This is a genomic window from Streptomyces sp. NPDC045695 (assembly GCF_056432025.1).
This window is the reverse complement of the sequence record NZ_JBWKJU010000008.1, coordinates 56,824-82,744: the sequence shown is the minus strand read 5'-3', so window position 1 is coordinate 82,744 and position 25,921 is coordinate 56,824. Positions and strand designations below refer to the sequence as shown.

Here is a 25,921-nt window from a genome sequence, read left to right as displayed (position 1 = left end):
CGTGACGGACGAGACGGCCGTCCTGTCCCCCTCCGCCGTCGGCCCGAAGCGGCCGGCGGCGGAGGGGGGTGGCCGGGGCGGGCGCAGGCAGGTGTGGCGCTCGCGCCGCTACCGCTGGGACCTGCGCGCCAGCCCGTACGCCTTCGTGGCGCCCTTCTTCCTGTTCTTCGCCGCCTTCGGGCTGTTCCCGCTGCTCTACACGGGCTGGGCGGCGCTGCACCAGGTGGAGCTCACCGATCCGGACAGCATGACGTGGGTCGGGCTGAAGAACTTCACCCGGTTGTGGGACGACGAGTTCTTCTGGAACGCGCTGCGCAACACCTTCACCATCGGGCTGCTGTCCACGGTGCCGCAGCTGGCGATCGCGCTCGGGCTGGCCCATCTGCTCAACTACAAGATGCGCGGCTCGGCCTTCTTCCGGGTCGCGGTGCTCACCCCGTACGCGACCTCGGTGGCGGCGGCCACGCTCGTCTTCGTGCTGCTCTTCGGCCGGGACTACGGGATGGTCAACTGGGCGCTGTCGTCGCTCGGTTTCGAGGCGGTCGACTGGCAGAACGGGACCTTCGCCTCCCAGTTGGCGGTCTCCACCATCGTGATCTGGCGGTGGACCGGGTACAACGCCCTGATCTACCTGGCGGCCATGCAGGCCGTGCCGGGCGAGCTGTACGAGTCCGCGGCACTGGACGGGGCCTCGCGCTGGCAGCAGTTCCTCCACGTGACGGTGCCCTCGCTGCGGCCCACGATCTTCTTCACCTGTGTGGTGTCGACGATCGGGGCGACCCAGCTGTTCGGTGAGCCGCTGCTGTTCAACGGCGGGGCGGGCGCGACGGGCGGCTCGGACCACCAGTTCCAGACGCTCGGGCTGTACCTGTACGAGCAGGGCTGGGTGAACCTGCACCTCGGGCGGGCCTCGGCCATCGCCTGGGCGATGTTCCTGATCCTGCTCCTGATCGCCGGGGCGGCGCGGCTGCTGCGCGGACGGAAGGACTCCTGATGAAGTCACTGCGTGCGGGCCGGTTCACCTACGTGGTGCTCGCCCTCTTCACCGCCGGCTCGCTCTTCCCGCTCGTGTGGACGGCGATCGCGGCCTCCCGGAGCAATACGCGCCTGGCGCAGACCCCGCCGCCGTTCTGGTTCGGCGGGAACCTGGGACACAACCTCCAGGTCGCGTGGACCGACGCCAACATGGGCACGGCCCTGCTGAACACGGTGATCGTGGCGGGGACGGTCGCGGCCGGAACGGTCCTCTTCTCCACCTTGGCGGGCTTCGCCTTCGCCAAGCTCCGCTTCCGGGGTCGCCGGCTGCTGATGTCCCTCGTCGTGGGGACGATGCTGATCCCGCCGCAGCTGAGCGTGGTCCCGCTGTACATGCTGATCGCCCGGCTGTCGTGGACGGACCGGCTGCAGGCGGTGATCCTGCCGACGCTGGTGTCCGCGTTCGGGGTCTTCTTCATGCGGCAGTACCTGGCGCAGGCGCTGCCGTCGGAGCTGGTGGAGGCGGCGCGCACGGACGGGGCGAGCTCGCTGCGGATCGTGTGGCACGTGGTGTTCCCGGCCGCCCGTCCGGCCATGGCGGTGCTGGCCATGCTGACCTTCGTCATGGCCTGGAACGACTTCTTCTGGCCGATCGTCGCGCTGACCCAGAACGGCAGCCCGACGGTGCAGGTGGCCCTGACCGGACTGGGCCGGGGCTACATCCCCGACCAGTCGGTGATCATGGCGGGCGCGCTGCTGGGCACGCTCCCGCTGCTGCTGGTGTTTCTCGTCTTCGGCCGACAGATCGTCGGCGGCATCATGCAAGGAGCGGTGAAGGGATGACGGACACGACAGGGGAACTGCGCTTCCCCGACGGTTTCCTGTGGGGGGCGGCCACGGCCGCCTTCCAGATCGAGGGCGCGGCGGGGCTGCGCGGGCCGTCGATCTGGGACACCTTCTGCCGTACGCCGGGGAAGGTGTACGGAGGCCATACCGGCGAGGTGGCCGTCGACCACCACCGGCTGTGGCGCGAGGACGTCCGGCTGATGGCGGAACTGGGGCTCGGGGCGTACCGGTTCTCGGTGTCCTGGCCGCGGGTGCTCGCCGGCGGGATCGGCTTCTACGACGCGCTCGTCGACGAGCTGCTCTCGTACGGGATCAAGCCCTGCGTGACGCTGTACCACTGGGACCTGCCGCAGGGGCTGGAGAGCGCCGGCGGCTGGCCCGAGCGGGAGACGGCCTACGCCTTCGCCCGGTACGCCGAGCAGGTCGGCCGGGCGCTGGGCGACCGGGTGGAGCTGTGGACCACCCTCAACGAGCCCTGGTGCAGCGCCTTCCTGGGTTACGCCTCCGGGGTCCACGCTCCGGGCCGCACCTCCCCGGCCGACTCCCTGCGCGCCGCCCACCACCTCAACCTGGCGCACGGCCTGGCCGCCGCCGCGCTGCCCGCCTCGGCCCGGGTGGGCATCGCGCTGAACCCGAGCGCGGTGCGGCCGCTGACCGGCTCCGAGGCCGACGTGGACGCGCGGCGCCGCATCGACGCCCTGGCCAACAGGATCTTCACCGGGCCGTTGTTGCACGGGGCCTATCCGCGGGACCTGCTCGCGGACACCGCCGAGGTGACGGACTGGTCGTTCGTCCGCCCCGGCGACGAGGCCCTGATCCACCAGCCGCTGGACTTCCTCGGCGTGAACTACTACACCCCGGCGGTGGTCTCGGCGGCGCCCGACGGGCAGGGCCCGCGCGCCGACGGCCACGGTTCCACGGACCACTCCCCCTGGCCGGCGGCGGACGGGGTGGCCTTCCACCAGCCGCCGGGCGAGCGGACCGACATGAACTGGTCGATCGATCCGAGCGGCCTGTACGACCTGCTGATGGGCTTCACCCGCGAGGCACCCGGGCTGCCGCTGCTGGTCACGGAGAACGGCGCCGCGTACGGCGAGGACCTGGACGATCCGGAGCGGATCGCCTACCTGGAGGCCCACCTCGCCGCCCTCCACCGCGCGCGGGAGGACGGCGCTCCGGTCGAGGGCTATTTCCTCTGGTCGTTGATGGACAACTTCGAGTGGTCCTACGGCTACAGCAAGCGCTTCGGCATCGTGCACGTCGACTACGAGACCCAGGCCCGCACCCCGCGCTCCAGCGCCCACTGGTACGCCCGCCTGGCCCGCAAGGGGGTCATGTGACCTTGCGGGCCACGGCCGCGACCTCGGCGGGATCCGCCGGGTCGACGGCCGGGGGCCGGGGCAGGGCGGTCCGGGTGCGGACGGCTGCTCAGATGCCGGTGGCGAGTGCTTCGTGGCGCCACTGGTCGAGTTCCCGTCGCACGAGGTCCAGCTTCGCCTCGACGCGCTCGACCGCGTCCGCACCCAACTGCAGGCGCAGAGGCGGCTGGGCGGCCTCGGTGAGGTCGACGACGGCTTTCGCCGCCTTTGCCGGATCGCCCGGCTGGCGGCCGTCGTTGGCGGCGAGCGCCTCGCGCACCGGCCCCGCGCCGGCGGTGTAGTCGGCGATGGAGGCCGGTTCGACCCGGATGCTCGACCGGTGGAGGAAGTCGGTGCGGAAGCCGCCGGGCTCCACGATCGTGACGTGGACGCCCAACGGGGCCAGCTCGGCGTGCAGCGCCTCGGAGATGCCCTCAAGGGCGAACTTCGACGCCCCGTACACGCCGACCCCCGGAGCGGTGGCGAAGCCGCCCACGGAGCCGATGTTCACGACATGTCCCGATCGCTGGGCGCGCAGCGTCGGCAGCGTCGCCCGCAGCGTGTTCAGCACACCGAACACGTTGACGTCGAACAGATCCCGGGCCGCCTTGTTGGAGACCTCCTCGACCGCGCCCACCAGCCCGTAGCCGGCGTTGTTGACCACGACGTCGATGCGGCCGAACCTCGCCAGGCCCGCCTCCACGGCGGCAGCCAGCTGCTCCGGTTCCGTCACGTCCGCCCTCACGGCCAGCAAGCCCTCGGGGTGGTCAGGGTGGGCCTGCTCCACCGCCGACACGTCTCTCGCCGTAGCGATCACGCTGTGTCCCCGGTCCAGCGCCTCACGGGTGATCTCCGCACCAAGCCCGCGCGACGCACCAGTGACAAACCAAACGCCCATGCTCTCCCCCTGCTCCGATGTCGATCGCCCCACGGGCCGACGGCTCGACGCTAGAAGCTAGAGTCGGGTCTAGATCAAGAGCTGTGTGACGGGGGTCACTCATGGACCTGAGCATCGGTGAGGTGGCGGAGCGCAGCGGACTCAGCGTCCACGCGCTGCGGTTCTACGAGCGGGAGGGCCTGTTCGCCAACCCGGTACGCCGCCTGCCCAACGGCCGCCGGATCTATTACGAGGAAGATCTCGAATGGCTGGCGATCTGCACGAAGCTGCGGTCCTCCGGCATGTCGCTGGCAACGATCCGGCAGTACATCGAGCTGGCCCGCCAGGGCCCGGGCAACGAGCACGAGCGGCTCGCGCTGCTGCGCCGGCACGAACAGCACGTGGAGGCGCAGATCCGGGAACTGCACGAGACCATGGACGTCATGCGGTACAAGGTGAGGATCTACGAGGACCACCTCGCCCGCGGCGAGGCCGACCGGCTCTGGAATCCGTCGCGCTCGGATGCCCCGCAGGCCGGCACTCACCAGGAGTGCCCTTCGTCAGAGGGTGCGTGATCACCCGGCCCTCAGGCCGAGAAGGCGTCGGCATGGTCCTCGACCCAGGTCCTGAAGGTGCGGGCCGGGTGGCCGGTGAGGTGCTCGACGGCAGGGGTGATCTCGACCGGGAGGCCGTCAGTGGAGGCCCAGTACTCCAGCAGCGCATCGGCGTAGGGCCCGGGGATGTAGCCGTCGACCTCGGCCTTCCACTGCTCGGCCGACACGGCCTCGCAGGATATGGAGCGGCCGAGGACTTCGCCGACTATCGCGATCTGCGCCGCGAACGTCAGCGACTGCGGGCCGGTCAGCGTGTAGGCGCGGCCGGCGAGGGCGGGGTCGGTGAGGACGGCGAAGGCGGCCTCGGCGAGGTCGGCCTCGTGAACCGGGTCGGCGTAGGCGCCGGGGTAGGGCAGGTGCACCGGGCGGCCGGACTTCATCGACCAGGCCCAGCCGCGGGCGTTGCTCGCGAAGGACCCCGGGCGCAGCAGGGTGGTGCGCAGCGGGGAGGCCAACAGCGCCTCCTCGACGGCGAGATGGGCCGCGGAGAGGGGGCTGTCGGCGGCGCCGGGGCTGAGCACCGAGGAGGAGGACAGGAGCACTACGTGCTCCACTCCCGCGGCGACGGCCTCCTTGACGAAGGCGTCGACGCCGGAGGCCTCGGCATAGAGGAAGACGGAGCGGACATCGGCGAGGGCGCCGCCGAAGGTCGCAGGGTCGGTGAGATCGCAGTGGACGGCGCCCGGGGCTTCGCGCTCGCGGGAGCCGATGCGGTGCGCGATGCCGCGGGCGGCGAGGAGGTCGCACAGGCCGCGGGCGACGGCGCCTCGGCCGCCGGTGACGAGGATCGACATGACTGTGTCCCGTTCTGACTGGAGGTAGGATAGATACGTGACACAGATTCTGTGCGATACATTCTCTGCGCCACACAGACAAATTTGGAGCATGGAGAAGCCGATGTCAACTGATTCCCCTCGTTCGGGTGAGGAGTGGAGCCGGGCCGAGCTGCTCGCGCGCATCGTCACCGAGAGCCAGCGGCACTACGCCGACTACTCCCTCTTCAACCAGGCCATGGCCGACCACGTGGGCCTGCACCCCACCGACATGCAGTGCGTCGCGCTCCTCGACATGGAGCCCGAGCCCGTCAGCACCGGCGACATCGCCCGCCTCACCGGTCTGACCTCCGGCTCCGCCACCCGCCTCGTGGACCGCATGGTCAAGGCCGGTGTCGTCCAGCGGCACTCCGACCCGAACGACCGCCGCCGCTCCCTCGTCTCCCTCTCCCCCGAGGCCCGGAAACGGATCGGCGCGGCCTGGGACACCCCGGGCCGCGCCTTCGGCGCCGTACTGGAGAGCTACTCCGACACCGAGCTCGCCGTCATCGCCGACTACCTGCACCGCGCCGCCGAGGTCGGCCGGGCCCAGGCCAAGCGCCTGACCGCGGGCGACCGCGACTGAGCTCGTGCAAGCGCGACTGAGCTCCGGCCCGAGCCCGGGACCGAGCTCCGGACCGAGCTCCGGCCGTCACGAGCCCTGCAACGCCCCCAGAGCCTCCACCAGCTCCTCGGGCCTCATGACCGGAGCGACCTCGACCTCGGCGTTGAACTGGTGCAGCAGGTCCCACGTCAGCGACGGCATCATCGCGCTGTCCTGGAGGTCGAAGACCATCCAGCAGGAGCGCACGCCCTCGTGCAGGCCGAAGTAGGCCGCCTCCGGTTTCACCCTGTCCATCAGCTTCTTCATGGCCTGGGTCAGGGCGCCCGTCGCGATGCCCTCGTTGGTGGCGGCCGTGTCGAAGTGGGCCCTGAGCACGACTCTCATGCGTGACTCCTTCCCTCACGCCCACACTCGGGGCGGACCGGGGCCGCAGCAACATGTGCGCCCCCGTCCGTGCGGGGCTACGGACCACGGGCCAGGCGCTACGGGCTACGGGCTACGGGCTACGAGGTGTGCCTAGGCGCGCGCCCCTGCTGCGCCGACTGCCGCGCCGCCCCCGCCGCCCCCGCCCGCCGTCGGGGCCGCCGCGGGTCCGCCCGTCCAGGCCGATCCAGACCCGGACCTCGGTCCCGCCCAGCACCGAGCGTCCCAGCCGCAGGTCACCGCCCGTCGACTCCGCGACCCGGCGCACGATGTCCAGGCCGAGCCCCGTCGACCCGTCGCGGCCGCCGTCGTTGCCGCGGCGCAGCGCGGCGTCCGGGTCCGCGATGCCGGGGCCGGCGTCCGAGACGAGCACGATGACCGCGTCCCCGGCGTCGTGGACGTCCACCGCGAAGGGGGTGCCCTCGGGGGTGTGCCGGAACACGTTGCCGAGCATGGCGTCGAGCGCGGCGGCGAGTTCGGGGCGGGCCACGGGGATCCGTACCGTACGGTCCACCCCCGCGAGCCGCACCTCGCGCCCCTCGTCCTCCGCGAGCGCCGACCAGAAGGCCATGCGGTCGCGGATCACCTCGGAGGCATCGCACCCGGCCCCGGCCCCGGCCCCGGCGCCGGCGCCCGAGCCCGCGCCGGCCAGCCCCGTGGCCGGGCGCTGCTCGCGGGCCGTACGGATGATGGTGTCGACCTCGCGTTCCAGCTGTTCCACCGCCGACCGGGTCTGCTCGGCGGCCGGACCGTCGCCCAGCGAGGCCGTGTTGAGCCGCAGCACCGTCAGCGGCGTCCGCAACCGGTGCGACAGGTCGGCGGCCAACTCCCGCTCGTTTGCCAGGAGTTGGACCACCTGGTCCGCCATCGCGTTGAACGCGACGGCCGCCGAGCGCAGTTCCTTCGGCCCGGCCTCCGGCACCCGCGCGCCGAGCCTGCCCTCGCCCAGCTGGTGCGCGGCGTCCGCGAGCCGCTCGGCGGGCCGTACGAGCCGGGCGCCGAGCCGGTCGGCGACCGCCACCGAGCCCACGATCAACGCCAGTCCGACGCCCGCGAGGACCAGCCAGGCGGTCGCGACGCCGTTGCTGACCTCGCTCTCCGGTACGTAGATCTCCACCACGGCGATGTCCCCGGACCCGAGCGCGGTCGGCTGGAGCAGCGCCGAGCCCCCGCCCGCCACGGAGGCCGTCGTGGCCCGTCCGATCCGCCGGGTCTCGGCCACGGCGTGCTCGCCCGCCCAGCCCCCGCCGATCTCCACCGGGGCGTCCGCGCCGATCGCCGGCACGTGGACGGCCATCCGCCGGGCGGCGCCCATCTGCGTCGACTCCACCGCCTTGCGCAGCTGCACCGGGTCGGTGGTGATCGAGAGGGTCGGCCCGATGGTCGCGGCCTGCCGCTCGGCGTTGGAGAAGGCCCGGTCGCTGGCCATCTCCTGGACGACGAGCCCGAGCGGTACGGCGAAGGCCACGACCACCATCGCGGTGACCGCGAGGCACACCTTGACCAGCGCCCATCTCACAGCGAGCCCCTCACTGCGGCGGCTCCAGCTTCACGCCGACGCCCCGCAGGGTGTGCAGGTAGCGCGGCCGGGCGGCCGTCTCGCCGAGCTTGCGGCGCAGCCAGGACAGGTGGACGTCGATGGTCTGGTCGTCCCCGTACGACTGCTGCCAGACCTCGGCGAGCAGCTCGCGCCGGGCCACGACCACCCCGGGCCGCCCGGCGAGGAAGGCCAGCAGGTCGAACTCCCGCCGGGTGAGGTCCAGTACCGCCCCGTCGAGCTCGGCCTGGCGGCGCAGCGGGTCGATGGCGAGCCCGCCCACGCGCAGGACGCGGGACAGCGGTTCGGCCCCGGCCGCCTGGGAGCGGCGCAGCACGGCGGCCATGCGGGCGGAGAGGTGCTCAACGGAGAAGGGTTTGGTCAGGTAGTCGTCGGCGCCGTCGTTGAGCAGCCGAACGATCTCCGCCTCGTCGTCGCGCGCGGTGGCGATGATCACCGGCACGTCGGTGATGCCGCGCAGCATCTTGAGCGCCTCCGACCCGTCCAGGTCGGGCAGCCCCAGGTCGAGGATGACCACGTCGAAGCGGTGGTGCGCGACCTCGCGCAGGGCTTCCAGGGCCGTGCCGACGCTCCGCACGGTGTGGGAGGCCTCGGTGAGGTGCCGGATGAGGGCGGAACGTACGAACTGGTCGTCCTCGACCACGAGCACACTTGCCATGGCCCGCACCGTAGTCCATTCGGGGGACTCAGCGGGGTGGCGGGCGGCTTGTGTGACGGGTGGTGCAGTATGTGCCCTGATGCGACGAGGACTTCTCCATGCCATGGCCTGGACGCTGGCCACCGGGGCGGCGGTGACGCTGTCCTGGTGGGGCGTGCACGCGGTCATGTCGGGTACGGCCTACGATCCGCCGCTCGCGGTGCCGCTGGCCACCCTGCCCCTGTCCTCCTCGACCCAGCACCCGCACCGCACGGCGGACCCGCAGGATCCGCAGCCCTCGCAGTCCGCGTCCCCGTCGCCCTCCGCCTCCTCCGCCCCGGCCGGCTCGCCGGCCGCCGGAGCCTCCCCCGGCCCGCCCTCGGCGAAGCCTCCGGCCGGCTCCCGCCCCCAGCAGCAGGGGGAGGGCGGGAGCGCGGACACGGTCAAGGCGTATCCCGTCTCGGGCGGCCGGGTCGTCTTCGACCTAGGGGCCTCCTCGGCGGAGCTGGTCTCCGCGACCCCGGCGGCGGGCTGGCGGATGCAGGTGTGGAAGCAGGACTACTGGATCCGGGTCACCTTCACCCGGGACGGCCGCGAGGTGTCGGTGTTCTGCACCTGGCACGACCACCCGCCGCGGGTCGAGATCGTCGACCCTTAGAACGTACGGATCACGCCGGGACGGTTCCCACCAGCACGAACTCGTTGTACGGGAAGACCTTGCCCATCGGGCGGGGGAAGGGGAAGGAGTAGGTCCGGCGGACCGCGATCCCCGCCTTGCCCGCGTGCCGGCGCAGCTCCTCGAAGCCGACCCAGCGGATGTGGGTGGCGTCCGAGCGGTAGCCGACCTCCTGCGGGGTGATCATGACGACCGAGCCGCCCGGCTTGACCAGCGGGAGGTACTGCTCCAGCAGCGCCGCCGCGGTCTCCTCGTCGACGTGCTCCAGCACGTGCGCGACCAGCAGGCTGTCGAAGGACCCGGGCCCGCAGTCCGGGGCCGCGGCCAGCTCGTCGGGGGTGTAGGCGTTCAGTCCGCGCTCGCGGCAGGTCTGTACCGAGTGCGGGTTGTGGTCGACTCCGACGCTGTCGGGGCCGCAGTTGAGCAGGTTGCGCCCCAGACCGCAGCCGATGTCGAGGACCCGGCCCAGCTGCAGGCGCTGCAGGTTCCACCGGTACGGCGCCTGCGTCGGCAGCAGCCGCTTGATCCCGGACTGCTCCAGGCGGGCCAGCCGCTGGGTGTAGTCGGAACCTGCGGTGCTGGGAGCACCGGACGCCGGGGTCCCGGGGGTCGGGGCACCGGAGGTTGCGGGGAAATCAGACATCTTTGGCCGTCTCCTGAACGCGTCGTAGGAGGGGCGACCCTCCTAGGGCTTCACAGGCTACGCACGGGGACCGCCCGCCGGGAGTACTCTGCCGATCTTTATCCGGCAGATCGCCCGCGGATCGGGAACGCGACGGCGCACCCGCACCGCTCAGCGGAAGACCGACGGCGGCGGCTGCGGCGAGGCCACCGCGGAGGCGTCGGCGACCGGCGCCGCGCCGCCCGCGAAGTCCGCCAGGACCCGGCCGTGCTCGACCCGGCCCGGGTGCGGGTCGCTCGCGACCCGGCGGGTGAATTCGGCGACGGGCAGCTCGCGGTCGGCCGCCACGAGGACGGCGTTGCCGAACCGTTTCCCCCGCCACACCACCGGATCCGCGGCCAGCGCCAGCTCCGTGAACCGGGACGCGGCCGTCGCGATCTGGCTCCGCAGGTGGGCCAGCGGCGGACCGTCCGCCAGATTGGCCACGTACCACCCGGTGGGCGCCAGGGCGCGGCGTACCTCGTCCAGGAACTCGGTGCTCGTCAGGTGCGCCGGTGTCCGCGCGCCGCTGAACACGTCCGCGATCACCAGGTCCGCCCAGCCGTCCGGCACCTTGGCCAGGCCGGCCCGCGCGTCCAGCGCCCGGACCCGGACCCGCGCCTGCGGGTCCAGCGGCAGGTGTTGCCGTACGAAGGCCACCAGGGCGGCGTCGATCTCCACGATCTGCTGGGTGGAGCGCGGGCGGGAGGCGGCGGTGTAACGGGCGAGGGTGAAGGCGCCGCCGCCCAGGTGCACCACGTTCAGGGGCTGGCGGGCGGGCGCGGCGAGGTCGATCAGGTGGCCGATCCGCCGCTGGTAGGCGAAGTCCAGGTACCCGGGATCGTCCAGGTCCACGTGCGACTGCGGGGCTCCGTCGATCAGCAGGGTCCAGGCGCCGGCGCGCTCGCGGTCCGGTTCCAGCTCCGCCCGGCCGCCGTCCACCTGTCCGACGACCGCCTCCGCGGCAGCCCGTCCGCGCTGCTTGCCCTTGGTCCTGTCCTTGCCCGCCACGGTCCCATTGTCCCCGCTCGGCGGCAGTCGTCCGCTCAGGCAGTCGTCCGCTCGGCGGCAGTCGTCCGCTCAGCGGCAGTTGTCCGCGGCCTCGATCAGCCGGGCCGCCTCGCCGAGCGCCGCGCGCAGCACCGCGGGATCGGTGACCGGTCCGACGGCCTCCGGCGGGAGCAGCCAGCCGGTGACGCCCGCGACGGGAGAGGCGGCGTCGCCGAAGCGCATCCCGCGGCCGTTGGTCTGCGTACACGCACTGCCCGGCAGGTCCCAGGCGTCGGCGGTACCGGGCGGGACGAGGAAGCCGAGGGTGTCGCCGGATCCGTCGTGCAGGACGGGTCCGACCCCGCCGGCCTCGCTGGCGGCACGGCGGATGATGTCCACCGCCTCCAGACCCTGCCGGGTGGGCACGGTCACCAGGTCCAGGTCCAGGTCCGCCGCCGGGGCCGTGCCGGGCTCGGGCGCGGTGTTCGTTCCAGTGCTCTCCATGCCGCCCTCCACCAAGGGAACCCCTCCTCGATCCGGATCCGCATGGGTTCAACGCGCGGGAACGTCAACAGGTGCGGCGGCAAGACGCCGCAAAGGATGGCAGTTCATGGCGGATCGTGGGTGAGATATCCGTTTTGTAGCCAAACATCGGGTGAACACCCTGCCCCTGGCGGTACGTTCATGCGCGCCGGTCCCCACTCCACAGCACCGGCGCCGGGTTCCTTGCCAGAGAGGCCACGTCCATGGCGGCGTCCCCCCACTCACCCAACTCCACGTTCCGGCGACTGCGCGGACAGCACTCGCCGGCCGAGTTCGCGGCCCTGGTGCGACGGGCGGCGAAGGAGATCGGAGAAACGGTTTCCTGCGACGCGCGCTACATCGGCCGCGTCGAGTCCGGCGAGATCCGCTGCCCCAACTACGCCTACGAGCGGGTCTTCCTCCATATGTTCCCCGGCCGCGCCCTGGCCGACCTGGGCTTCTCCCCGCGCGAGAGCGTCCGCGGCCGCTCGGCGCTGCGCGAACCCGCCGCTCCCGCGGCCCCCTTCGCCACTACCGTCCCCGCCCCCCTTCCCTCCTCCCTCCTCCTCTCCGTCCCCACTCCCCGTTCCCCTTCCCGTCCCAAGGAGAGCGACGTGCTGCGTCGCGCGTTCATGGCGGGCGGCTCCGCGACCGTGGCGGCCGCGACGCTCGGCCTCACCCTGCTCGGCGACACCCGCCGCATCCCCTCCCGCGCCGGCGAGTCCGAGGCCGCGGCCGTCGAGGACGCCGTACGCCAGATCCGGCTGCTGGACGACCGGCACGGCGCCGACGCCCTGTACCGGCAGGCCGCCGAACCCCTGCGCGCCGCCTACGCGCTGCTCGACGCGGGAGCCACCCGGCAGTCCACCGAGGACCGGCTGCACGCGGGCGCCGGCGAGCTGGCCGTCTCGGTCGGCTGGCTGGCCCACGACTCCGGGCGCTTCGACGACGCCCGCTCGCACTACGCCGAGGCCCTGGCGACGGCCCGGGTGTCGCGGGACGCGGGCCTGGAGGCGCACGCCTTCAGCAACATGGCCTATCTCGCCCGGGACTGCGGCCGCTCCCGCGAGGCGGTACGGGCGGCCCAGGCGGGCCGCCGCGCCGCGCGCTCCCTCGGTTCCCCACGGCTGCTGTCGCTGCTCGCGCTGCGGGAGGCCGGCGGGTGGGCGGGGCTGGCCGACCGCAAGGCCTGCGAGGAGGCGCTGGCGCTGGCCCACACGGAGTTCTCGCGGGGCGCGGCGGACGCCGACCCCGAGTGGATGTCCTTCTTCGGCGAGGCGGAACTGGAATACCTGGAGGCGCGGTGCTGGGCGACGCTCGGGGAGCACGCCCGCGCGGCCCGGCACGCGCGCCGGGCCGCCGACCTCCAGGATCCGCACTTCGCCCGCAACGTGGCCCTCTACACGGGGGAGCTGGCGGACGACCTGGCGCGGGCGGGTGCGCCCGACGAGGCCGCGTGGGCGGGGGGCCGGGTGCTGGACCTGCTGGAGCAGGTCCAGTCGACCCGGATCCGGTCGAAACTGTCACAGACGGCCGAAGCGCTGGTCCCGCACCAGCGCTCCCCGCGCGTGGGCGCCTTCCTGACGCGGCACGCGTCGGCCTGACCTGGCCCGTGCGGGTGCGCCGCCGCTCCCGGGGCTCCGCCCCGCACCCCGCTCCTCAAACGCCGGAGGGGCTGAATCATCAGCCTCGCCTGGGGTCCCCCCGGACGGAGTCTGGGGGAGTTGAGGCGCGGGGGTCCGGGGGCAGCGCCCCCGGCAACGGCGGCGCACCCGCGCCCTCACTACGCGGCCAGGCGCTAGCCGTCCAGGTGCCCCGTGTCGTTCCAGCGTTCCAGGGCGGGCGCGCCGTAGGCCCAGCCGAGGACCGAGAGGGACGTGGGCTCCAGGCGGATGCGGGCGCCGAAGGAGGCTTCGAAGCCCAGCCAGCGGGCGGCCAGGGTGCGCAGGATGTGGCCGTGGGCGAAGACCAGGACGTCGCGTTCCGCCGAGCGGGCCCAGGCCACCACCTCGTCCGCGCGCGCCGCGACGTCCGCGACGGACTCGCCGCCCGGGACCCCGTCGCGCCAGATCAGCCAGCCCGGCCGGACCGCCTGGATCTCGGCCGGGGTCATGCCCTCGTAGTCGCCGTAGTCCCACTCCATCAGGGCGTCCCACGGCTCCGCCTGCACCCCGAAGCCCGCCAGCTCGCAGCTCTCGCTGGCGCGCACCAGCGGGCTGGTGCGGACCTCCAGGCCGGGCAGGCCCCGCCACGGGTCGCGGGCCAGCCGCTCACCGAGCAGCTTCGCGCCCCGCTTGCCCTCCTCCAGCATCGGCACGTCCGTGCGTCCGGTGTGCTTGCCGAGTTTGGACCACGCCGTCTGGCCGTGGCGGGCCAGCAGGATGCGGGGGGCCATATGAGTTCTCCCGGTACAGGTACGTTCATTCGGTTTTACGGTGATTCTGCCGTCCGTACATCATCCCATCGCAGGTTTCCGCCTCCGTCCCCGATTGTCAGTGGCGGATGGGACACTTCCGCGGGTGAGCTCCTACCCGCCCAGCAGCCCCGCGCAGCCGACCACGCTGCGCCGGCGGCTCGCCGCCCTGCGCGGTCCGGCCGTGCCGCCCCGACCGCTCGACGCCCGGGCCCTGGCGGCGCTCGCCGCCAATCCCGGCTGCGGCAGACGCGCCCTGCTCGACGGCGCCGGGGTCGACAAGACCGCGCTCGCCTCGGCCCTCGGCTCCCCGGCGGCCTTCGGCCAGTCGCAGTTCGCCATCATCCGCGGGAACTCCTTCGAGGCCAAGGTCAAGGGCGACGGCGGAGCCGAGCTGCTGCGGCTGGCCCACGCCCATCTCGACCCCGCCGCCGAGCCCCCCGGACCGGACGCCCGGGTCCCCGACCTCACCGCCGCCGGGCCCGAGGGCCGCGCCGCCCGCACCGCGCTCGCCCTGCGCGAGGCCACCGCCGCCGGCCGGGACACCGGGGCGTGGACCCTGCTCGACCACCCGATGCTGGCCCTGGAAGTGGCGGGCTCCCCCGCCTACCTGGAACCGGACGCGGTCGTCGTTCATCCCGACGGCCGCTGGAGCGTCGTGGAGATCAAGTCCTTCCCGATGATCGACGGCGCCGCCGACGCCGCGAAGGTGGGCGCCGCCGCCCGCCAGGCCGCCGTCTACGTGCTGGCCCTGGAGCGGACCGCCGGGAAACTGACCGGCGCCGAGGTCGGCCACACCGCGCTGCTGGTCTGCCCCAAGGACTTCTCCAACCTGCCCACCGCCTCCCCCGTCGACGTCCGCCGCGAGCGCTCGGTCACCCGGCGCCAGCTGGAGCGGCTGACCCGCGTCGAGGAGCTGGCCGCCGCGCTGCCCGAAGGGCTCAGCTTCGACCCGGCGCTGACCACCGAGGAACTCACCGAGGCGGTCGCCGCCGTGGACGCCGCCTACGCCCCCGAGTGCCTGGCCGCCTGTGAGCTGGCCTTCCACTGCCGCGGCCAGGCCCACGCCGCGGACGAGGTGAGCGCCCTGGGCCGTTCCGTACGGGGTGAGCTGGGCGCGCTGACCACCGTCGAGCAGGCCCTCGCGGCGGCCAGCGGGTCCGGCTGCGCCGAGGACCCGACGGCGGCCGCACTGCACCGGGCGGCCCGGCTGCGCGCCGAGGCGCTGCACTCGGCGGGGGAGGGCGCGGCATGCCCCTCCTGAACACCCTGGCGCGGCTGGAGGCCGTCCGGGCGGGCCGGGCCCAGCCGCTGGCGACGGTACGCCACCGCCATCTGAGCGAGCGCCCGCTGGTCCTCGTACCGCTGACGACGGCCGGTGAGGCGGGGGCTCCGCTCGGCGCCCTGGTCGGCACCGATCCCGCCGCGCCGCGGCTCCTGGTGGTCCCGCAACCGCGCGACCGGGACCTGCGGTGGGCCTTCCTCGCCGACCTGGCCGCCGAGGTGCTGCCGTATGTGGACGCCTACGCCGACGAGGTCGAGGTCGTCGAGCGCAGCGAGACCGACCCGGAGACGGGCAAGAGGTCCAAGGTCGCGGCCGAGCTCTGCCTGGACGCACCGCAGCTGATCGTGCCGAGCCGCGCGGGCATCGAGTACGTGAGGCTGCTGGGGCGGTCGATGCGCTTTCGCCGCACCGCCGAGGAGGACCCGGACAACCCCTACCCGGCGCCCGCCCGGGTGCCGCTGCTGGGGCGCTGGTTCACGCACCTCGCCGAGCGCTCCCGGGTACCGGGATCCTCGATGCTGCTGTCGGCCTCCGAGCTGCTGGGGCGGCACTGGGCCACCGGCCAGAGCCATCTGGAGGACCAGCACCTGGGCGCCCTGCTGGCGTGGATAGCGCCCCCGGAGGGCGAGTCGGGCGCCGAGGCCGCCCTGCGCGCCGAGCTGGCCCGCGACGGCGACGGCCGGTTGCTGCTCCCGCCCGCCGGTCCCGCCACGGACCCTGCCTTCGACAACAAGCTGCTCGCCCCGGCGATGGCCCGCTACGACGCGGCGCGCTCGGCGCAGCCGCAGGACGAGCGGGCGCGGGCCCGCGCCGAGCAGGACGTACGGGACCTGGTCGCCTCCCAGATGACGCCCACCTGGGACGCGGTGTGGCGCTCCCTGGAGCTGCTGCGCGCCCTGCCCGCCGGGGAGCGGACCGCCGAGCGCTGGACGCGCGACCGCTGGTCGTACACGGGCCACCGGAACCGCGTACGGGCGGGCGAGCCGCCCCAGCCGCGCCGCGACGACGCGGTGACGGCGGCCCAGAAGCTGGCCACGCGGGAGACCGAGCAGGTGCGGCTCGACGCCCAGGAGGCGCTGGACGACCCCCTGGTGATGGCGGGCCGGCGGCTCGCGGGCGAGGCCTTCGCCGGTGAGGTCACCGAGGTGGTGATGGAGTGGACGGAGTCGAAGCGGCCGAGCCCGCGCCCCCTGGTGACGGTGGCCACCGAGGACCGGCCCCAGCTCGCGGAAGGGGGCGGCGGGAAGGTGTTCCGCTCGCTGGCCGGACGGCCGCAGTCGGCGCAGTTCGTACGGTACGAGGCCGACGGCCAGATCGTGCTGCGGCTGCTCGACAAGATGGGCCGCGGCAGGGAGCCCGAGCCCGGCTCGGTCCCGGAGAAGGGCGACCGGGTGTGCTGGACGCTCTTCGAGCACGACGCGCGCGGCGGCCCCAGGCTCCCGGACCCCGAGCGGACCCCGTGGACGCACGGCGGCCCGCCGGGACACCTGACCGGCCCCGTGGCGACCGACGCCGTGACCGACGAGGACCTGCTGTGAACTCCTTCGACCCGGGAGCCGCGGCCGCCGACGCGACCGCCGCGATCCTGCACGACACCCTGCACGGGACCGAGCGCGGCGTCGTCGTCGACTCCCCGCCCGGAGCCGGCAAGTCCACGCTCGTGGTCCGGGCGGCCCGCGAACTGGCCGCGGCCGGACGCCGGCTGATGGTGGTGGCGCAGACCAACGCGCAGGTCGACGACCTGGTGCTGCGCCTCGCCGACAAGGACCCGGAGCTCAAGGTCGGCCGGCTGCACAGCAGCGAGGGCGACGCCTACGATCCAGCCCTGCGCGACCTCCCCTCGGTCACCCTCTCCGCCAAGCCCGGCGACCTCGCCGGTCTGCCCGTCACGATCTCCACGGCGGCGAAGTGGGCCTTCGTCCAGGACGTGGAGCCCTGGGAGCACGCCATCGTCGACGAGGCGTACCAGATGCGCTCGGACGCGCTGCTGGCGGTGGCCGGGCTGTTCGACCGGGCGCTGTTCGTGGGCGACCCGGGGCAGCTGGACCCCTTCAGCGTGGTCGGCGCGGAGCAGTGGGCGGGCCTGTCCTACGATCCCTCCGCCGCGGCGGTGAGCACCCTGCTCGCCCACAACCCGCAGCTGCCGCAGCACCGGCTGCCGGTGTCCTGGCGGCTCCCGGCGACGGCGGCGCCGCTGGTCTCCCGCGCGTTCTACCCGTACACGCAGTTCCGCAGCGGTACGGGACCGGGCGAGCGCCGGCTGTCGTACGGGGTCCCCTCGGACGGGTCGGGTCCGGACCGGGTGCTGGACGAGGCGGCCGAGGCGGGCTGGGGCCTGCTGGAGCTGCCCGCCCGGCACACCCCGCGCACCGACCCGGAGGCGGTGCGGGCGGTGGCCCTGGTGGTCCGCCGCGCGCTGGACCGCGGGGCGGTCACCTCCGACGAGCAGTCCCCCGGCCCGGCCCCGCTCACGCCCGACCGGATCGCGGTCGGCACCGCGCACCGCGACCAGGCGGCGGCGGTCCGTGCGGCGCTGGTCGCGCTCGGGGTCACGGGGGTCACGGTGGACACGGCGAACCGGCTCCAGGGCCGCGAGTACGACCTCACGGTGGTCCTCCACCCGCTGTCGGGCCGCCCGGACGCGACGGCCTTCCACCTGGAGACGGGCCGCCTGTGCGTCCTGGCCTCCCGCCACCGGCACGCGTGCGTGGTGGTGGCCAGGGCGGGCATAGCGGAGCTCCTGGACGAACACCCGTCGACGGAACCGGTCCAGCTGGGGGTGACGGTGAAGTTCCCGGACGGCTGGGAGGCCAACCACGCGGTGCTCGCGCACCTGGCGGAACACCGGGTGGCCTGGCGGCCGTGAGCCCCGCCGGGCCGGGTGTCCCTACGACTTGCGGGTGACGCCCATCCGGGCGGCCAGCACCTCGCCCACCTCGGCCAGGACGCGCAGCTGCTCGGGGGTCAGGACGTCGATCAGGTGGCGGCGTACCGACTCCACGTGGAGCGGGGCCGCCGTCATGATCGTGCTCACGCCCATGGCGGTGAGGACCACCTCCGCGCCCCGGGCGTCGGCGGCCACCTCCTCGCGGCGGACGAGGCCGCGCTGTTCCATGCGGGTGAGCTGGTGGGACAGCCTGCTGCGCGACCACTGCATCAGCTCGGCCAGTGCGCTGATGCGCGTGCGGTGGCCGTCCGTGGAGCCGAGGACCGACAGGACGTCGTAGTCGGCCTCGGAGAGCCCGCTGTCCTGGCTGAGGTCGCGTGCGATCCCCGCGTTGACCAGGGGGAACATCCGCCGCCAGGCGTACCAGGCGTCCTGCTCACGTGCCGTGAGCCACCGGGGCTCGGGTGCGGGGGTCATATCTGCACTCTAACCAGATCGATGACACATCATCTACCTGGTTGACACGTCACCCACCCCCCGGGTTCTATAGGTGACACATCAACAACCACCCGCACCCCTGGGAGCCCACGCCGTGACCCGCCTCCACGTCATCTCCGCCGCCACCCGCCCCACCTCCTCCGGTCGCCCCCTCGCGCAGTGGGTCACGGAGCAGGCCCGCGCGCACGGCGGCTTCGAGGTCACCCCGGTCGACCTCGCCGAGATCGCGCTGCCCTTCCTCGACGAGCCCGAATACGCCTCCACCGGCAACTACGCCCACCAGCACACCCGCGACTGGAGCGCCCTGGTCGACTCGGCCGACGCCTTCGTCTTCGTCCTGCCGATGTACAACGCCGGCTTCACCGCCCCCTTCAAGAACGCCATCGACTTCCTCTACCGCGAGTGGGCGGGCAAGCCGGTCGGCATCGTCAGCTACAGCGGCGGCCCCAGCGGCGGCGCCCCGGCGGCCGAGATGCTCAAGCCCGTGCTCAACCGGGTCGGCCTGTTGCCCGCCGAGCGCTCCATCGCCATCCCGGGCCTGCCCGGGCTGATCGGCCCCGAGGGCTTCCGGGCGCCCGAGGGACTCGTGGGCGAGCTGACGGGCGTCCTCGACGACGTGGCCACGCTGGCCGCGCAGCGCGCCGCGGAGCCCGCCGCCGTCTGAGCTGACGGCCCCTTGCGCGGCGTTGGACAATGGACGGTGGCCCGGAAGCATTTCGCACGCGCAGCAGGAGGACACGCATGGCAGAGCCGGAGCGGACCCAGCGGAGGCTGCGGCCTGCGCCGCTGCTCTTCGAACCCTCGGAGGCGGCGGCGGATCCGGAACACTTCTTCGACCTGGAATCGATAGAGGACCCGGCGGAGCTCCTGGCGCGCGCGACCGAGCTGACGCTGGCGTTCCGGGCCGCGCAGGACCGGGCGGTGGAGTTCCAGGCGCTGGCCGCCGCCCAGCTCGCGGATCCGAGCCGGTTCGACCGGCTCTCGCCGGGGGCGATCGCCGATCAGGCGGAGTGGACCGAGGACTACGCCCGCAAGATGATCGAATTCGGCGAGTCCCTCCAGCGCGGGGCCGGTACGCCGTAGCGGGGTCCGGGGGCTCTGCCCCCGGCGACGGCGCGCAACGGCGCGCAAGATATCCCATCACCACCCGTCGCGTCCCGGTTTTCGGTAACTCCCGGAAACCGGCTCGCTACGCCCGGTACATCTGGCATATGACGACGCTGACGACGGCAATGACCTCCCCCGCCCTCGACACGCGCTGCGCGCGCCCCGCCACCCATGTCACCCCGCAGGGCGCCGCCTGGCTGGCCTCGGCCGCCGCCGACCCCGAGCGCACCCTCGCACTGTGGCAGGCCCGGCCGACCGCGCTCGCCACGCTGCCCTGCGGGAGCGCCTTCGACGTCGTCAACGTCCCGCTCGTCCTCGGCCGCCGCGTCCTGGACCTGCTCTGGTCCGAGGGCCCCGGCTCCGGCCCCGTCGCGGTGCACCGCGGCCGGATGCTCCTCTTCGCCTCCCCCGGCGCCGCCCACCGGCTCCCCGCCCTGCTGGCGTGGGAAGAGTGGGGTGGTTCCCGTACGGCCCCGGCGCCCCTGTGCCACGGTCGCGGCGACGCCGTCACCGTGCCGCCGCTGGCCGCCACCCCCGGCCCTTCCCGGTGGCTCGTGGCCCCCGACGCGCGCACGCCGTGGCTTCCGGGGCCGGAGGCGCTGCTCTGGGCCTTCGTACGGGCGGCCCGCAGCCCCGCACCGACCGGACCTGGGGATATCGATTTTTCGTTCCGCGGATCCTCCTGCTAATGTCTACCTCGTCAGCAAGCGCCGCTAGCTCAGTTGGTTAGAGCAGCTGACTCTTAATCAGCGGGTCCGGGGTTCGAGTCCCTGGCGGCGCACAGACGGAAGAAGGCCTCCACGCGAGTGGGGGCCTTCTTCGTTTCCCCGCCGCCACCCCCTACGTGGTGATCTTCACCGTGTACGCGCCGGACGGCGTGCGGTCCGCCACCTCGATCCTGATCCGCTCGCCGGGCACCTTGTAGGTCTCGCCCACCTCCAGCGGAGCGTCAGCCAGCGGCGGGTACACCGAGCGGTCCCAGCAGGCCTCCGTCTCCGGATGGGCGTCCAGGACCTCGATCGGGCCGCCGCCCGACGCCGCCTCGTTGCGCACGCGGTAGACGAGGACCCCCTCCGTGCAGGTGTCCCCGTCGTTGCCGGCGGAGCCCCGCGCCTCGATGGCGATCGCGCTGCCGGGTCCCGTACGGATCACCGCGAGCCGGGTCCCGCCGGTGCCGCCCGCCACCGGGGCCTGCGCCAGGGGCTGGAGGGTGTGCAGCGAGGAGCCGGACTGCACGCAGTCCACCTGGGAGGCGTCCAGCCAGCCCAGCTTCCACTTGTGCCAGGCGAAGAGGTCCGGGGCCATGCCGAACTGGCTGCCCATGACGTCCCAGTCCCCGACGTAGGTGTCCCAGTCACCCTTTCCGTCCGTGGGCCGGTGGTAGAGGTCGGGCAGGTCGAAGACGTGCCCGGTCTCGTGGGCCAGCACGTTGCGGTCCGGGGGGTGGCGCTCGAAAACGGTCACGATCCGGCGCAGTTCCGTGCCGTCGGCGACGATCGGGCGGTCGAAGTTCACGACCTTCGTGGCGTCGGAGTCCACCCCGGGCGCGTCCGGGTCGGCGACGAAGTAGACGACGTCGTACTTGCCGAAGTCCACCTCGGCGTCGGCGGCCGCGACCGCGTCCCGCAGGTAGGCCGCCCGGTCCTCGGGGGCCCAGTCGCGCCTTATCCCGTACGCGGTGGACGGCTTGGGCATCGGGATCCACCGCTTCTGCGGGTGCGCGGCCAGGCGGAACCGGCCGTAGGAGGCCTGCTCGAAGAACTCGCTGGTGGCGGGGAAGTAGTCGCCGGCGATCTCCCCGGTCGTGAGGGTGGTGCGGTGGTCGGGGAACGAGAGGAAGACCATGACCGCATCGAGGGTCCGCTCGGGCTTGGGGTAGGCGCCGTTCCAGCTGTCCAGGCCCAGCGAGTGGTGCGCCGCCGTACGGGAGAGCGCGCAGGGTCCGGCTCCCGAATCGGCCACCGCGGGCCCCGCGACGAGCGACATGGCCGCGAGCGCCGTCAGGGAGGTGAGTGCCGCGCCGGTACTTCGGATGCGGGAGCGGTCCACTCCCCCGGGTGGCTGCTGACGCGTCACATCGACCTCCGGTGGTGGATTTTTCCCTGTTTAGCCACCTTGAGGCGCTTGTCTTACTAATGCCCTGTTCCGCTGCCCCACACGAGTGAGCAATACGGCAAGCCGGTGACCCCCGGGCTTCACGCACCTGCCTACAGATCGTCACGACCGATCACCCGAGAACAGTGGAGACCCTCGGGTGCTCACAGCCGCGCAGAAACGATCAAGCGATCTTGGTCCGACGAAGCGTCAGCACGCCGAACAGCCGAGCCCCGCACGGCGACGCCGCTGGATAGGGCCTCCCGGCAGCCTCTATGATCGGCACACTTTCCTGCACGGACACTCACGAACACTGCGGGAGCCAACGGTGAGCGGAACCTCAGAGGGAACCGGTTCGGCGGCCGACAGCATCCGATCGGCCATTACGGAGCGTCACCCGGCCGTGCCGGCAGTGCCGTCGGCCTCCCCGATGCCAGCCAGCTCGGCGGCGCCCTATCGCGCCACCGAGGCCGAGCTGCGCGACTACCGGGCCGCCTTCAACGCGGCCCACCTCGCCATGGCCGTCGTGGACCGCGACGGTTACGTGGTTGCCGCGAACCAGGCCTTCGCCGGACTGCTGGGCAGCGAGCCCCACGCCCTCGTCCACCGGTGCGCCGCCGACCTGGTGGACCTGGCGGCGGAGGCCCGCACCTGGGCCGCGTACCAGGAAGTGCTCCGCGGTCGCCAAGCCCGGCTGCGCTGCACCCGCCGCCTCAAGCACCCCGACGGGCACTCGCTGTGGACCGAGGTCACCCTCGGGCCCGTCCCCGGGACCGGGGACGTCCTGCTGTCCGTGGCCGACATCAGCGACCGGCGCGACCTCCAGGCCCGCCTGCGGCACCTCCAGATGCACGACCCGGTCACCCGGCTGCCGAACAGGACGCTGTTCTTCGAGCGGCTCTCCGCCGCCCTGGAGGCCTCCTCGTACGAACACGGCGGCGGCACGGGCCGGATCGGGCTGTGCTACCTGGACCTCGACGGGTTCAAGGCCGTCAACGACACCCTCGGCCACCGGGTCGGGGACCGGCTGCTGGCCGCCGTCGCCGCCCGGCTGACCCAGTGCGCCGACCAGTCCGGCTACGGGCGCACCGGCGGGCACCTGGTCGCACGGCTCGGCGGCGACGAGTTCGCCCTGCTCGTGGAGGACTCCAGCGGCACCGACCAGCTCGCCGACCTGGCGAAGAGCGTGCTGGCCGCCGTACAGGAGCCCTTCGACCTGGCCGGGCAGCGGCTGTCGGTCTCCGCCTCCATCGGGGTGGTGGAGCGGAGCACGGCCGGAACCTCCGCGACCGGTCTGATGCAGGCCGCCGATACGACGCTGTACTGGGCCAAGGCGGACGGCAAGGCCCGCTGGACGCTCTTCGACCCGGAGCGCAACGCGCACCGCATGACCCGGCAGGCGCTCTCCTCCACGCTCCGCCCTGCCGTGGAGCGTGGGGAGTTCGAGCTGGAGTACCAGCCGCTGGTGGACCTGGAGAGCGGCGCCCTGCGCGGGGTCGAGGCCCTGGTGCGCTGGAACCACACGCAGTTCGGCAAGCTCACGCCGAATCGGTTCATCGGAATTGCGGAAGAAGACGGCTCCATCGTCCAGTTGGGCCAGTGGGTGCTGCGCACCGCCTGCCGGCAGGCCCGCCGCTGGCAGATCGAACAGCCCAGCGACACCCCGGTCTTCGTGTCGGTCAACGTCGCCGTGCGGCAGGTGTGGGACTCGGACCTGGTGGGCGACGTCGCGGAGATCCTGGCCGAGACGGGCCTGGCGCCGCAGCTGCTGCAGCTGGAGCTGACCGAGTCCGCCGTGATGGGCTCGGCCGGCCGGCCGCTCCAGGCCTTGCAGGCGCTCAGCGACATGGGCGTACGGATCGCGATCGACGACTTCGGCACCGGGTATTCGAACCTGGCCTACCTGAGCCGCCTGCCGGTCTCGGTCCTGAAGCTGGACGGCTCCTTCGTACGGGGCTTCCGCTACGACGAGGGCACGCACCCGAACCCGGCCGACGAGACCATCGTCGAGGCCATGGTCCAGCTCGCGCACCGGCTGGGCCTGACAGTGACGGCGGAATGCGTGGAAACGGCGGGCCAGGCCGCGCGGCTGCGACGCGTGGGCTGCGACACGGGGCAGGGCTGGCTGTACTCCCGCGCGGTGGCCCCGGACGTGATCGCCGGCATGATCGACCGACAGGTGGCGGCGGGCCCCGGCCAACTGGACGGGCCCGCGCCGCACCCTCCGGTCTGAGAGCGACAAACGTCGAACGTGTTCGGAACGGCGGGAACCGAACATGATCGATCAGGCGTCGTCAACTCGCCTAAGTCGAAACGGACTTCATACTCAACGAGGGGGAACCATGAAGACGACCCGAGCTGCGCTGGTCCTGACCGCCATCGCACTGGCTCCGGCCCTGCTGCTCTCCACCCCGTCCTTCGCCGCCATCACGCCCGTCGCCGCCTCGGTGACCACGGTCGTGGGCTCGGACGAGGACAACGCCGTCGCCATCGCCAAGATCTTGGCCGACCCCACCAGCGGCGAGGCCGTGATCCGCGAGGCCAACGAGGCCCTGAGCGGCACCCCGGAGGACAGGCTCACGTTCCTGACCACCGGCTACGCCCTCGCCCAGGACGAGGACAACACCTTCGCCATCGTCAAGCTCCTGGCCGACCCCACCAGCGGCAAGGCCGTGAAGCGGGAGGCCAACAAGGCCCTCAGCGGCACCGCCGCCGACCGCGCCGCCTTCCTGACCACCGGTCTCCGGCTCGCCCGGGCCGAGGACGACCGCGTCACGGTCGCCCGGATTCTGTTCCGCACCGACATCAGCGACGCCCTGCGCGCGGCGGCCGAGAAGGCGCTGAACGGCACCCCGGAGGAGCTGCGGTACTTCGTGACGGTCGGCCAGTACCAGTTCTGACCTGCCCGAGGCGGCAGCCCCGGGCAGGGGGCTGCCCACGGCTGGTCAGAGGCTCCGGACGAACTCGCCGAACGCCTCCGGGGCGACCGTGAACGTCGGCCCGTCGGGGTTCTTCGAGTCCCGGACGGCGACGAGGCAGGGCTGGGCCGCGACCTCGATGCAGTCGCCGCCGGTCCCTCCGCTGTACGAAGCCTTGCGCCAGGCGGCGGAGCCGAGGGGGGCGCACTCGACGCAGTCGCCGCCGCTGGAGCCGCTATAGGACGACTTACGCCACAGCGCGCCCGTCAGGCTCTGGATGCTTCCCATAGCGTTCCTCCATTACGCGAGCGATCAGCTCTGCCGACGCCCGGGGAGAGAGGGCCTCGGCCTGCAAACGAGCGTAGCCGACCGAACGCTCTTTGATCACTTGCGGGTTGGCGGTCATGTGCCCGGAGTCATAGCTCTCGCTGTAGTGCAGATCCGGATCGCCGTCGAACCGCAGAAGATTGAACGAGCCCATCATTCCCGCGTGCTGTCCGGCGCTGAAGGGCAGGACCTGGATCTCCCGCCACTGCCGGTCTTGAAGACTCAACAGGTGGGCGAGTTGGTTCCGCATGACCTCGCGGCCACCGATCTCCCGGTAGAGAGCCGCCTCGTCCAGCACCACCCACAGGACAGGCGGATTGTCGCGGGCCAGTATGCGCTGCCGATCCAGGCGAGCCGCGACGGCAGCATCGAGCGTGTCGGGGTTCTCGACGCCCAGCACCGCACGCGCGTAGGCCTCCGTCTGAAGGAGTCCGTACACCAGCTGGCACTGGAACGTGGAAATGAACGTCGCCCGGGCCTCCATCTCCGCGTACGCCTGGAACCAGCTCGGCAGCACGCTCCGCAGGACCAGCCCCACCAGGCGGGAAAAATGCCCGTCCGTGCCCAGCGCCGCGTCCACCCGCTCCGAGAAGTCCCGCGTCGGCACCCTCTTCGTGTGCTCGATCATCCCCACCAGCGAGCCGGTGCAGTAGATGATGTCGCCCAACTGCCCCAGTTTCAGCCCGGCCGCCTCTCTCAGCCGACGGAGTTCGTAGGCGTAGTAGTCCAGCGGCGAGGCGCTGGGGTCGAGGTCGCGGACCTGGACCATGGACGGTCACCTCCATGGAGACGTGCACCGGATTCGGCTGCCTGTGGCCGAGCGTAACGAGTCCGACACGTCGGGTGTGGGGAATCCCGGTAACCATGTGACACACCTC

At 72.9% G+C, this 25,921-nt stretch carries 27 protein-coding genes, 1 tRNA gene and 1 pseudogene; 16 read left to right on the top strand and 13 right to left on the bottom strand.

Features of this window, described 5'->3' with window-relative positions:
- Nucleotide 1 precedes the first annotated feature (1 nt).
- The 3 genes from AC07DU_RS16480 to AC07DU_RS16470 are packed head-to-tail and all read left to right on the top strand — an operon-like array spanning nt 2 to nt 3,161.
- On the top strand, nt 2-994 hold the full coding sequence (locus AC07DU_RS16480) for a carbohydrate ABC transporter permease (protein WP_468811545.1): 993 nt from the start codon (nt 2-4) through the stop codon (nt 992-994).
- Complete coding sequence (locus tag AC07DU_RS16475; RefSeq protein ID WP_360898041.1) at nt 994-1,818, top strand: carbohydrate ABC transporter permease; 825 nt, start codon at nt 994-996, stop codon at nt 1,816-1,818. Before AC07DU_RS16480 ends, AC07DU_RS16475 begins: the two co-directional genes overlap by 1 nt.
- Complete coding sequence (locus AC07DU_RS16470; RefSeq protein ID WP_479035572.1) at nt 1,815-3,161, top strand: GH1 family beta-glucosidase; 1,347 nt, start codon at nt 1,815-1,817, stop codon at nt 3,159-3,161. The genes AC07DU_RS16475 and AC07DU_RS16470 overlap by 4 nt, the downstream gene beginning before the upstream one ends.
- A gap of 88 nt (nt 3,162-3,249) precedes the next feature.
- Here AC07DU_RS16470 and AC07DU_RS16465 read toward each other — a convergent pair whose 3' ends face one another.
- Nucleotides 3,250-4,077, bottom strand: a complete 828-nt coding sequence (locus AC07DU_RS16465) for an oxidoreductase (protein WP_479111969.1) — start codon at nt 4,075-4,077, stop codon at nt 3,250-3,252.
- Nucleotides 4,078-4,178: 101 nt separating this feature from the next.
- On the opposite strand from AC07DU_RS16465, the gene AC07DU_RS16460 reads away from it, so the two are divergent.
- Nucleotides 4,179-4,631: a MerR family transcriptional regulator gene (locus AC07DU_RS16460; protein WP_479111967.1), complete on the top strand. Its 453-nt coding sequence runs from the start codon at nt 4,179-4,181 to the stop codon at nt 4,629-4,631.
- Nucleotides 4,632-4,642: 11 nt separating this feature from the next.
- Here the strand turns inward: AC07DU_RS16460 and AC07DU_RS16455 are convergent, their stop codons facing one another.
- Nucleotides 4,643-5,464 carry an NAD(P)H-binding protein gene (locus AC07DU_RS16455; RefSeq protein ID WP_479111965.1) on the bottom strand — a complete coding sequence of 274 codons (822 nt, stop codon included), beginning with the start codon at nt 5,462-5,464 and terminating at the stop codon, nt 4,643-4,645.
- A 103-nt stretch (nt 5,465-5,567) separates the two neighbouring features.
- Here AC07DU_RS16455 and AC07DU_RS16450 point away from each other — a divergent pair, with 103 nt between their 5' ends.
- On the top strand, nt 5,568-6,068 hold the full coding sequence (locus tag AC07DU_RS16450) for a MarR family winged helix-turn-helix transcriptional regulator (RefSeq protein ID WP_360898051.1): 501 nt from the start codon (nt 5,568-5,570) through the stop codon (nt 6,066-6,068).
- A 66-nt stretch (nt 6,069-6,134) separates the two neighbouring features.
- Here AC07DU_RS16450 and AC07DU_RS16445 read toward each other — a convergent pair whose 3' ends face one another.
- The 3 genes from AC07DU_RS16445 to AC07DU_RS16435 form a co-directional block, all read right to left on the bottom strand.
- The gene (locus AC07DU_RS16445; protein ID WP_479111962.1) at nt 6,135-6,431 is read right to left on the bottom strand and encodes a hypothetical protein; all 297 of its coding nucleotides are present in this window, start codon (nt 6,429-6,431) and stop codon (nt 6,135-6,137) included.
- 112 nt (nt 6,432-6,543) lie between these two features.
- On the bottom strand, nt 6,544-7,989 hold the full coding sequence (locus tag AC07DU_RS16440; protein WP_479111961.1) for a sensor histidine kinase: 1,446 nt from the start codon (nt 7,987-7,989) through the stop codon (nt 6,544-6,546).
- 10 nt (nt 7,990-7,999) lie between these two features.
- Nucleotides 8,000-8,686, bottom strand: a complete 687-nt coding sequence (locus AC07DU_RS16435; protein ID WP_360898057.1) for a response regulator transcription factor — start codon at nt 8,684-8,686, stop codon at nt 8,000-8,002.
- A 79-nt stretch (nt 8,687-8,765) separates the two neighbouring features.
- On the opposite strand from AC07DU_RS16435, the gene AC07DU_RS16430 reads away from it, so the two are divergent.
- On the top strand, nt 8,766-9,323 hold the full coding sequence (locus tag AC07DU_RS16430) for a hypothetical protein (RefSeq protein ID WP_479035586.1): 558 nt from the start codon (nt 8,766-8,768) through the stop codon (nt 9,321-9,323).
- Nucleotides 9,324-9,333: 10 nt separating this feature from the next.
- Here AC07DU_RS16430 and AC07DU_RS16425 read toward each other — a convergent pair whose 3' ends face one another.
- The 3 genes from AC07DU_RS16425 to AC07DU_RS16415 all read right to left on the bottom strand — a co-directional run bounded on the left by AC07DU_RS16425 (nt 9,334) and on the right by AC07DU_RS16415 (nt 11,496).
- Nucleotides 9,334-9,984: a class I SAM-dependent methyltransferase gene (locus AC07DU_RS16425; protein WP_360898061.1), complete on the bottom strand. Its 651-nt coding sequence runs from the start codon at nt 9,982-9,984 to the stop codon at nt 9,334-9,336.
- Between the two features lie 150 nt (nt 9,985-10,134).
- A complete protein-coding gene (locus tag AC07DU_RS16420) occupies nt 10,135-11,013 on the bottom strand; it encodes a spermidine synthase (protein WP_479111960.1) in 879 nt (292 codons plus the stop codon).
- Between the two features lie 69 nt (nt 11,014-11,082).
- A complete protein-coding gene (locus tag AC07DU_RS16415; RefSeq protein WP_479035592.1) occupies nt 11,083-11,496 on the bottom strand; it encodes a hypothetical protein in 414 nt (137 codons plus the stop codon).
- A gap of 242 nt (nt 11,497-11,738) precedes the next feature.
- On the opposite strand from AC07DU_RS16415, the gene AC07DU_RS16410 reads away from it, so the two are divergent.
- A complete protein-coding gene (locus AC07DU_RS16410) occupies nt 11,739-13,118 on the top strand; it encodes an NsdA family TPR-like regulatory protein (protein ID WP_360898067.1) in 1,380 nt (459 codons plus the stop codon).
- A gap of 194 nt (nt 13,119-13,312) precedes the next feature.
- Here the strand turns inward: AC07DU_RS16410 and AC07DU_RS16405 are convergent, their stop codons facing one another.
- The gene (locus tag AC07DU_RS16405) at nt 13,313-13,909 is read right to left on the bottom strand and encodes a histidine phosphatase family protein (protein WP_453374144.1); all 597 of its coding nucleotides are present in this window, start codon (nt 13,907-13,909) and stop codon (nt 13,313-13,315) included.
- A gap of 124 nt (nt 13,910-14,033) precedes the next feature.
- Here AC07DU_RS16405 and AC07DU_RS16400 point away from each other — a divergent pair, with 124 nt between their 5' ends.
- Genes AC07DU_RS16400 through AC07DU_RS16390 form a run of 3 tightly spaced genes read left to right on the top strand, consistent with a single transcriptional unit; the run spans nt 14,034 to nt 18,078 of the window.
- Nucleotides 14,034-15,191 carry a hypothetical protein gene (locus tag AC07DU_RS16400; protein WP_479111959.1) on the top strand — a complete coding sequence of 386 codons (1,158 nt, stop codon included), beginning with the start codon at nt 14,034-14,036 and terminating at the stop codon, nt 15,189-15,191.
- Nucleotides 15,179-16,750: a hypothetical protein gene (locus AC07DU_RS16395; RefSeq protein WP_479111958.1), complete on the top strand. Its 1,572-nt coding sequence runs from the start codon at nt 15,179-15,181 to the stop codon at nt 16,748-16,750. The genes AC07DU_RS16400 and AC07DU_RS16395 overlap by 13 nt, the downstream gene beginning before the upstream one ends.
- Entirely contained in the window at nt 16,747-18,078 is a 1,332-nt protein-coding gene (locus AC07DU_RS16390) for an AAA domain-containing protein (RefSeq protein ID WP_479111957.1), read from the top strand. The genes AC07DU_RS16395 and AC07DU_RS16390 overlap by 4 nt, the downstream gene beginning before the upstream one ends.
- A 21-nt stretch (nt 18,079-18,099) precedes the next feature.
- Here the strand turns inward: AC07DU_RS16390 and AC07DU_RS16385 are convergent, their stop codons facing one another.
- Nucleotides 18,100-18,576 carry a MarR family winged helix-turn-helix transcriptional regulator gene (locus AC07DU_RS16385; protein ID WP_360898075.1) on the bottom strand — a complete coding sequence of 159 codons (477 nt, stop codon included), beginning with the start codon at nt 18,574-18,576 and terminating at the stop codon, nt 18,100-18,102.
- Nucleotides 18,577-18,691: 115 nt separating this feature from the next.
- Between AC07DU_RS16385 and AC07DU_RS16380 the strand changes: the two genes are divergently transcribed.
- The 4 genes and pseudogenes from AC07DU_RS16380 to AC07DU_RS16365 all read left to right on the top strand — a co-directional run bounded on the left by AC07DU_RS16380 (nt 18,692) and on the right by AC07DU_RS16365 (nt 20,485).
- The gene (locus tag AC07DU_RS16380) at nt 18,692-19,261 is read left to right on the top strand and encodes an NADPH-dependent FMN reductase (protein ID WP_479111955.1); all 570 of its coding nucleotides are present in this window, start codon (nt 18,692-18,694) and stop codon (nt 19,259-19,261) included.
- A 77-nt stretch (nt 19,262-19,338) separates the two neighbouring features.
- Nucleotides 19,339-19,680: a hypothetical protein gene (locus AC07DU_RS16375; protein WP_479111953.1), complete on the top strand. Its 342-nt coding sequence runs from the start codon at nt 19,339-19,341 to the stop codon at nt 19,678-19,680.
- Nucleotides 19,681-19,829: 149 nt separating this feature from the next.
- Nucleotides 19,830-20,421, top strand: a pseudogene (locus tag AC07DU_RS16370) (bifunctional DNA primase/polymerase).
- Nucleotides 20,412-20,485: transfer RNA gene (locus AC07DU_RS16365), tRNA-Lys, on the top strand. Before AC07DU_RS16370 ends, AC07DU_RS16365 begins: the two are co-directional and overlap by 10 nt.
- Before the next feature lie 59 nt (nt 20,486-20,544).
- Here AC07DU_RS16365 and AC07DU_RS16360 read toward each other — a convergent pair.
- The gene (locus tag AC07DU_RS16360) at nt 20,545-21,780 is read right to left on the bottom strand and encodes a M6 family metalloprotease domain-containing protein (RefSeq protein WP_479111951.1); all 1,236 of its coding nucleotides are present in this window, start codon (nt 21,778-21,780) and stop codon (nt 20,545-20,547) included.
- A 346-nt stretch (nt 21,781-22,126) separates the two neighbouring features.
- On the opposite strand from AC07DU_RS16360, the gene AC07DU_RS16355 reads away from it, so the two are divergent.
- Nucleotides 22,127-24,031 carry a putative bifunctional diguanylate cyclase/phosphodiesterase gene (locus tag AC07DU_RS16355; RefSeq protein WP_479111949.1) on the top strand — a complete coding sequence of 635 codons (1,905 nt, stop codon included), beginning with the start codon at nt 22,127-22,129 and terminating at the stop codon, nt 24,029-24,031.
- Nucleotides 24,032-24,140: 109 nt separating this feature from the next.
- The gene (locus tag AC07DU_RS16350) at nt 24,141-24,698 is read left to right on the top strand and encodes an ALF repeat-containing protein (RefSeq protein ID WP_479111947.1); all 558 of its coding nucleotides are present in this window, start codon (nt 24,141-24,143) and stop codon (nt 24,696-24,698) included.
- Nucleotides 24,699-24,743: 45 nt separating this feature from the next.
- Here the strand turns inward: AC07DU_RS16350 and AC07DU_RS16345 are convergent, their stop codons facing one another.
- Both AC07DU_RS16345 and AC07DU_RS16340 read right to left on the bottom strand, forming a co-directional pair.
- Nucleotides 24,744-25,004, bottom strand: coding sequence for a DUF397 domain-containing protein (locus AC07DU_RS16345; protein WP_479111945.1), 261 nt, complete (start codon nt 25,002-25,004; stop codon nt 24,744-24,746).
- On the bottom strand, nt 24,964-25,812 hold the full coding sequence (locus AC07DU_RS16340) for a helix-turn-helix domain-containing protein (RefSeq protein WP_479111943.1): 849 nt from the start codon (nt 25,810-25,812) through the stop codon (nt 24,964-24,966). The genes AC07DU_RS16345 and AC07DU_RS16340 overlap by 41 nt, the downstream gene beginning before the upstream one ends.
- Between the last annotated feature and the right edge of the window lie 109 nt (nt 25,813-25,921).

Excerpts from the sequence above, each read along its gene's own strand:
- AC07DU_RS16475 (WP_360898041.1), top strand. The coding sequence starts at position 994 with ATGAAGTCACTGCGTGCGGGCCGGTTCACCTACGTGGTGCTCGCCCTC.
- AC07DU_RS16470 (WP_479035572.1), top strand. The coding sequence starts at position 1,815 with ATGACGGACACGACAGGGGAACTGCGCTTCCCCGACGGTTTCCTGTGG.
- AC07DU_RS16465 (WP_479111969.1), bottom strand. The coding sequence starts at position 4,077 with ATGGGCGTTTGGTTTGTCACTGGTGCGTCGCGCGGGCTTGGTGCGGAG.
- AC07DU_RS16460 (WP_479111967.1), top strand. The coding sequence starts at position 4,179 with ATGGACCTGAGCATCGGTGAGGTGGCGGAGCGCAGCGGACTCAGCGTC.
- AC07DU_RS16455 (WP_479111965.1), bottom strand. The coding sequence starts at position 5,464 with ATGTCGATCCTCGTCACCGGCGGCCGAGGCGCCGTCGCCCGCGGCCTG.
- AC07DU_RS16450 (WP_360898051.1), top strand. The coding sequence starts at position 5,568 with ATGTCAACTGATTCCCCTCGTTCGGGTGAGGAGTGGAGCCGGGCCGAG.
- AC07DU_RS16445 (WP_479111962.1), bottom strand. The coding sequence starts at position 6,431 with ATGAGAGTCGTGCTCAGGGCCCACTTCGACACGGCCGCCACCAACGAG.
- AC07DU_RS16435 (WP_360898057.1), bottom strand. The coding sequence starts at position 8,686 with ATGGCAAGTGTGCTCGTGGTCGAGGACGACCAGTTCGTACGTTCCGCC.
- AC07DU_RS16430 (WP_479035586.1), top strand. The coding sequence starts at position 8,766 with ATGCGACGAGGACTTCTCCATGCCATGGCCTGGACGCTGGCCACCGGG.
- AC07DU_RS16425 (WP_360898061.1), bottom strand. The coding sequence starts at position 9,984 with ATGTCTGATTTCCCCGCAACCTCCGGTGCCCCGACCCCCGGGACCCCG.
- AC07DU_RS16415 (WP_479035592.1), bottom strand. The coding sequence starts at position 11,496 with ATGGAGAGCACTGGAACGAACACCGCGCCCGAGCCCGGCACGGCCCCG.
- AC07DU_RS16410 (WP_360898067.1), top strand. The coding sequence starts at position 11,739 with ATGGCGGCGTCCCCCCACTCACCCAACTCCACGTTCCGGCGACTGCGC.
- AC07DU_RS16405 (WP_453374144.1), bottom strand. The coding sequence starts at position 13,909 with ATGGCCCCCCGCATCCTGCTGGCCCGCCACGGCCAGACGGCGTGGTCC.
- AC07DU_RS16395 (WP_479111958.1), top strand. The coding sequence starts at position 15,179 with ATGCCCCTCCTGAACACCCTGGCGCGGCTGGAGGCCGTCCGGGCGGGC.
- AC07DU_RS16385 (WP_360898075.1), bottom strand. The coding sequence starts at position 18,576 with ATGACCCCCGCACCCGAGCCCCGGTGGCTCACGGCACGTGAGCAGGAC.
- AC07DU_RS16375 (WP_479111953.1), top strand. The coding sequence starts at position 19,339 with ATGGCAGAGCCGGAGCGGACCCAGCGGAGGCTGCGGCCTGCGCCGCTG.
- AC07DU_RS16350 (WP_479111947.1), top strand. The coding sequence starts at position 24,141 with ATGAAGACGACCCGAGCTGCGCTGGTCCTGACCGCCATCGCACTGGCT.
- AC07DU_RS16345 (WP_479111945.1), bottom strand. The coding sequence starts at position 25,004 with ATGGGAAGCATCCAGAGCCTGACGGGCGCGCTGTGGCGTAAGTCGTCC.
- AC07DU_RS16340 (WP_479111943.1), bottom strand. The coding sequence starts at position 25,812 with ATGGTCCAGGTCCGCGACCTCGACCCCAGCGCCTCGCCGCTGGACTAC.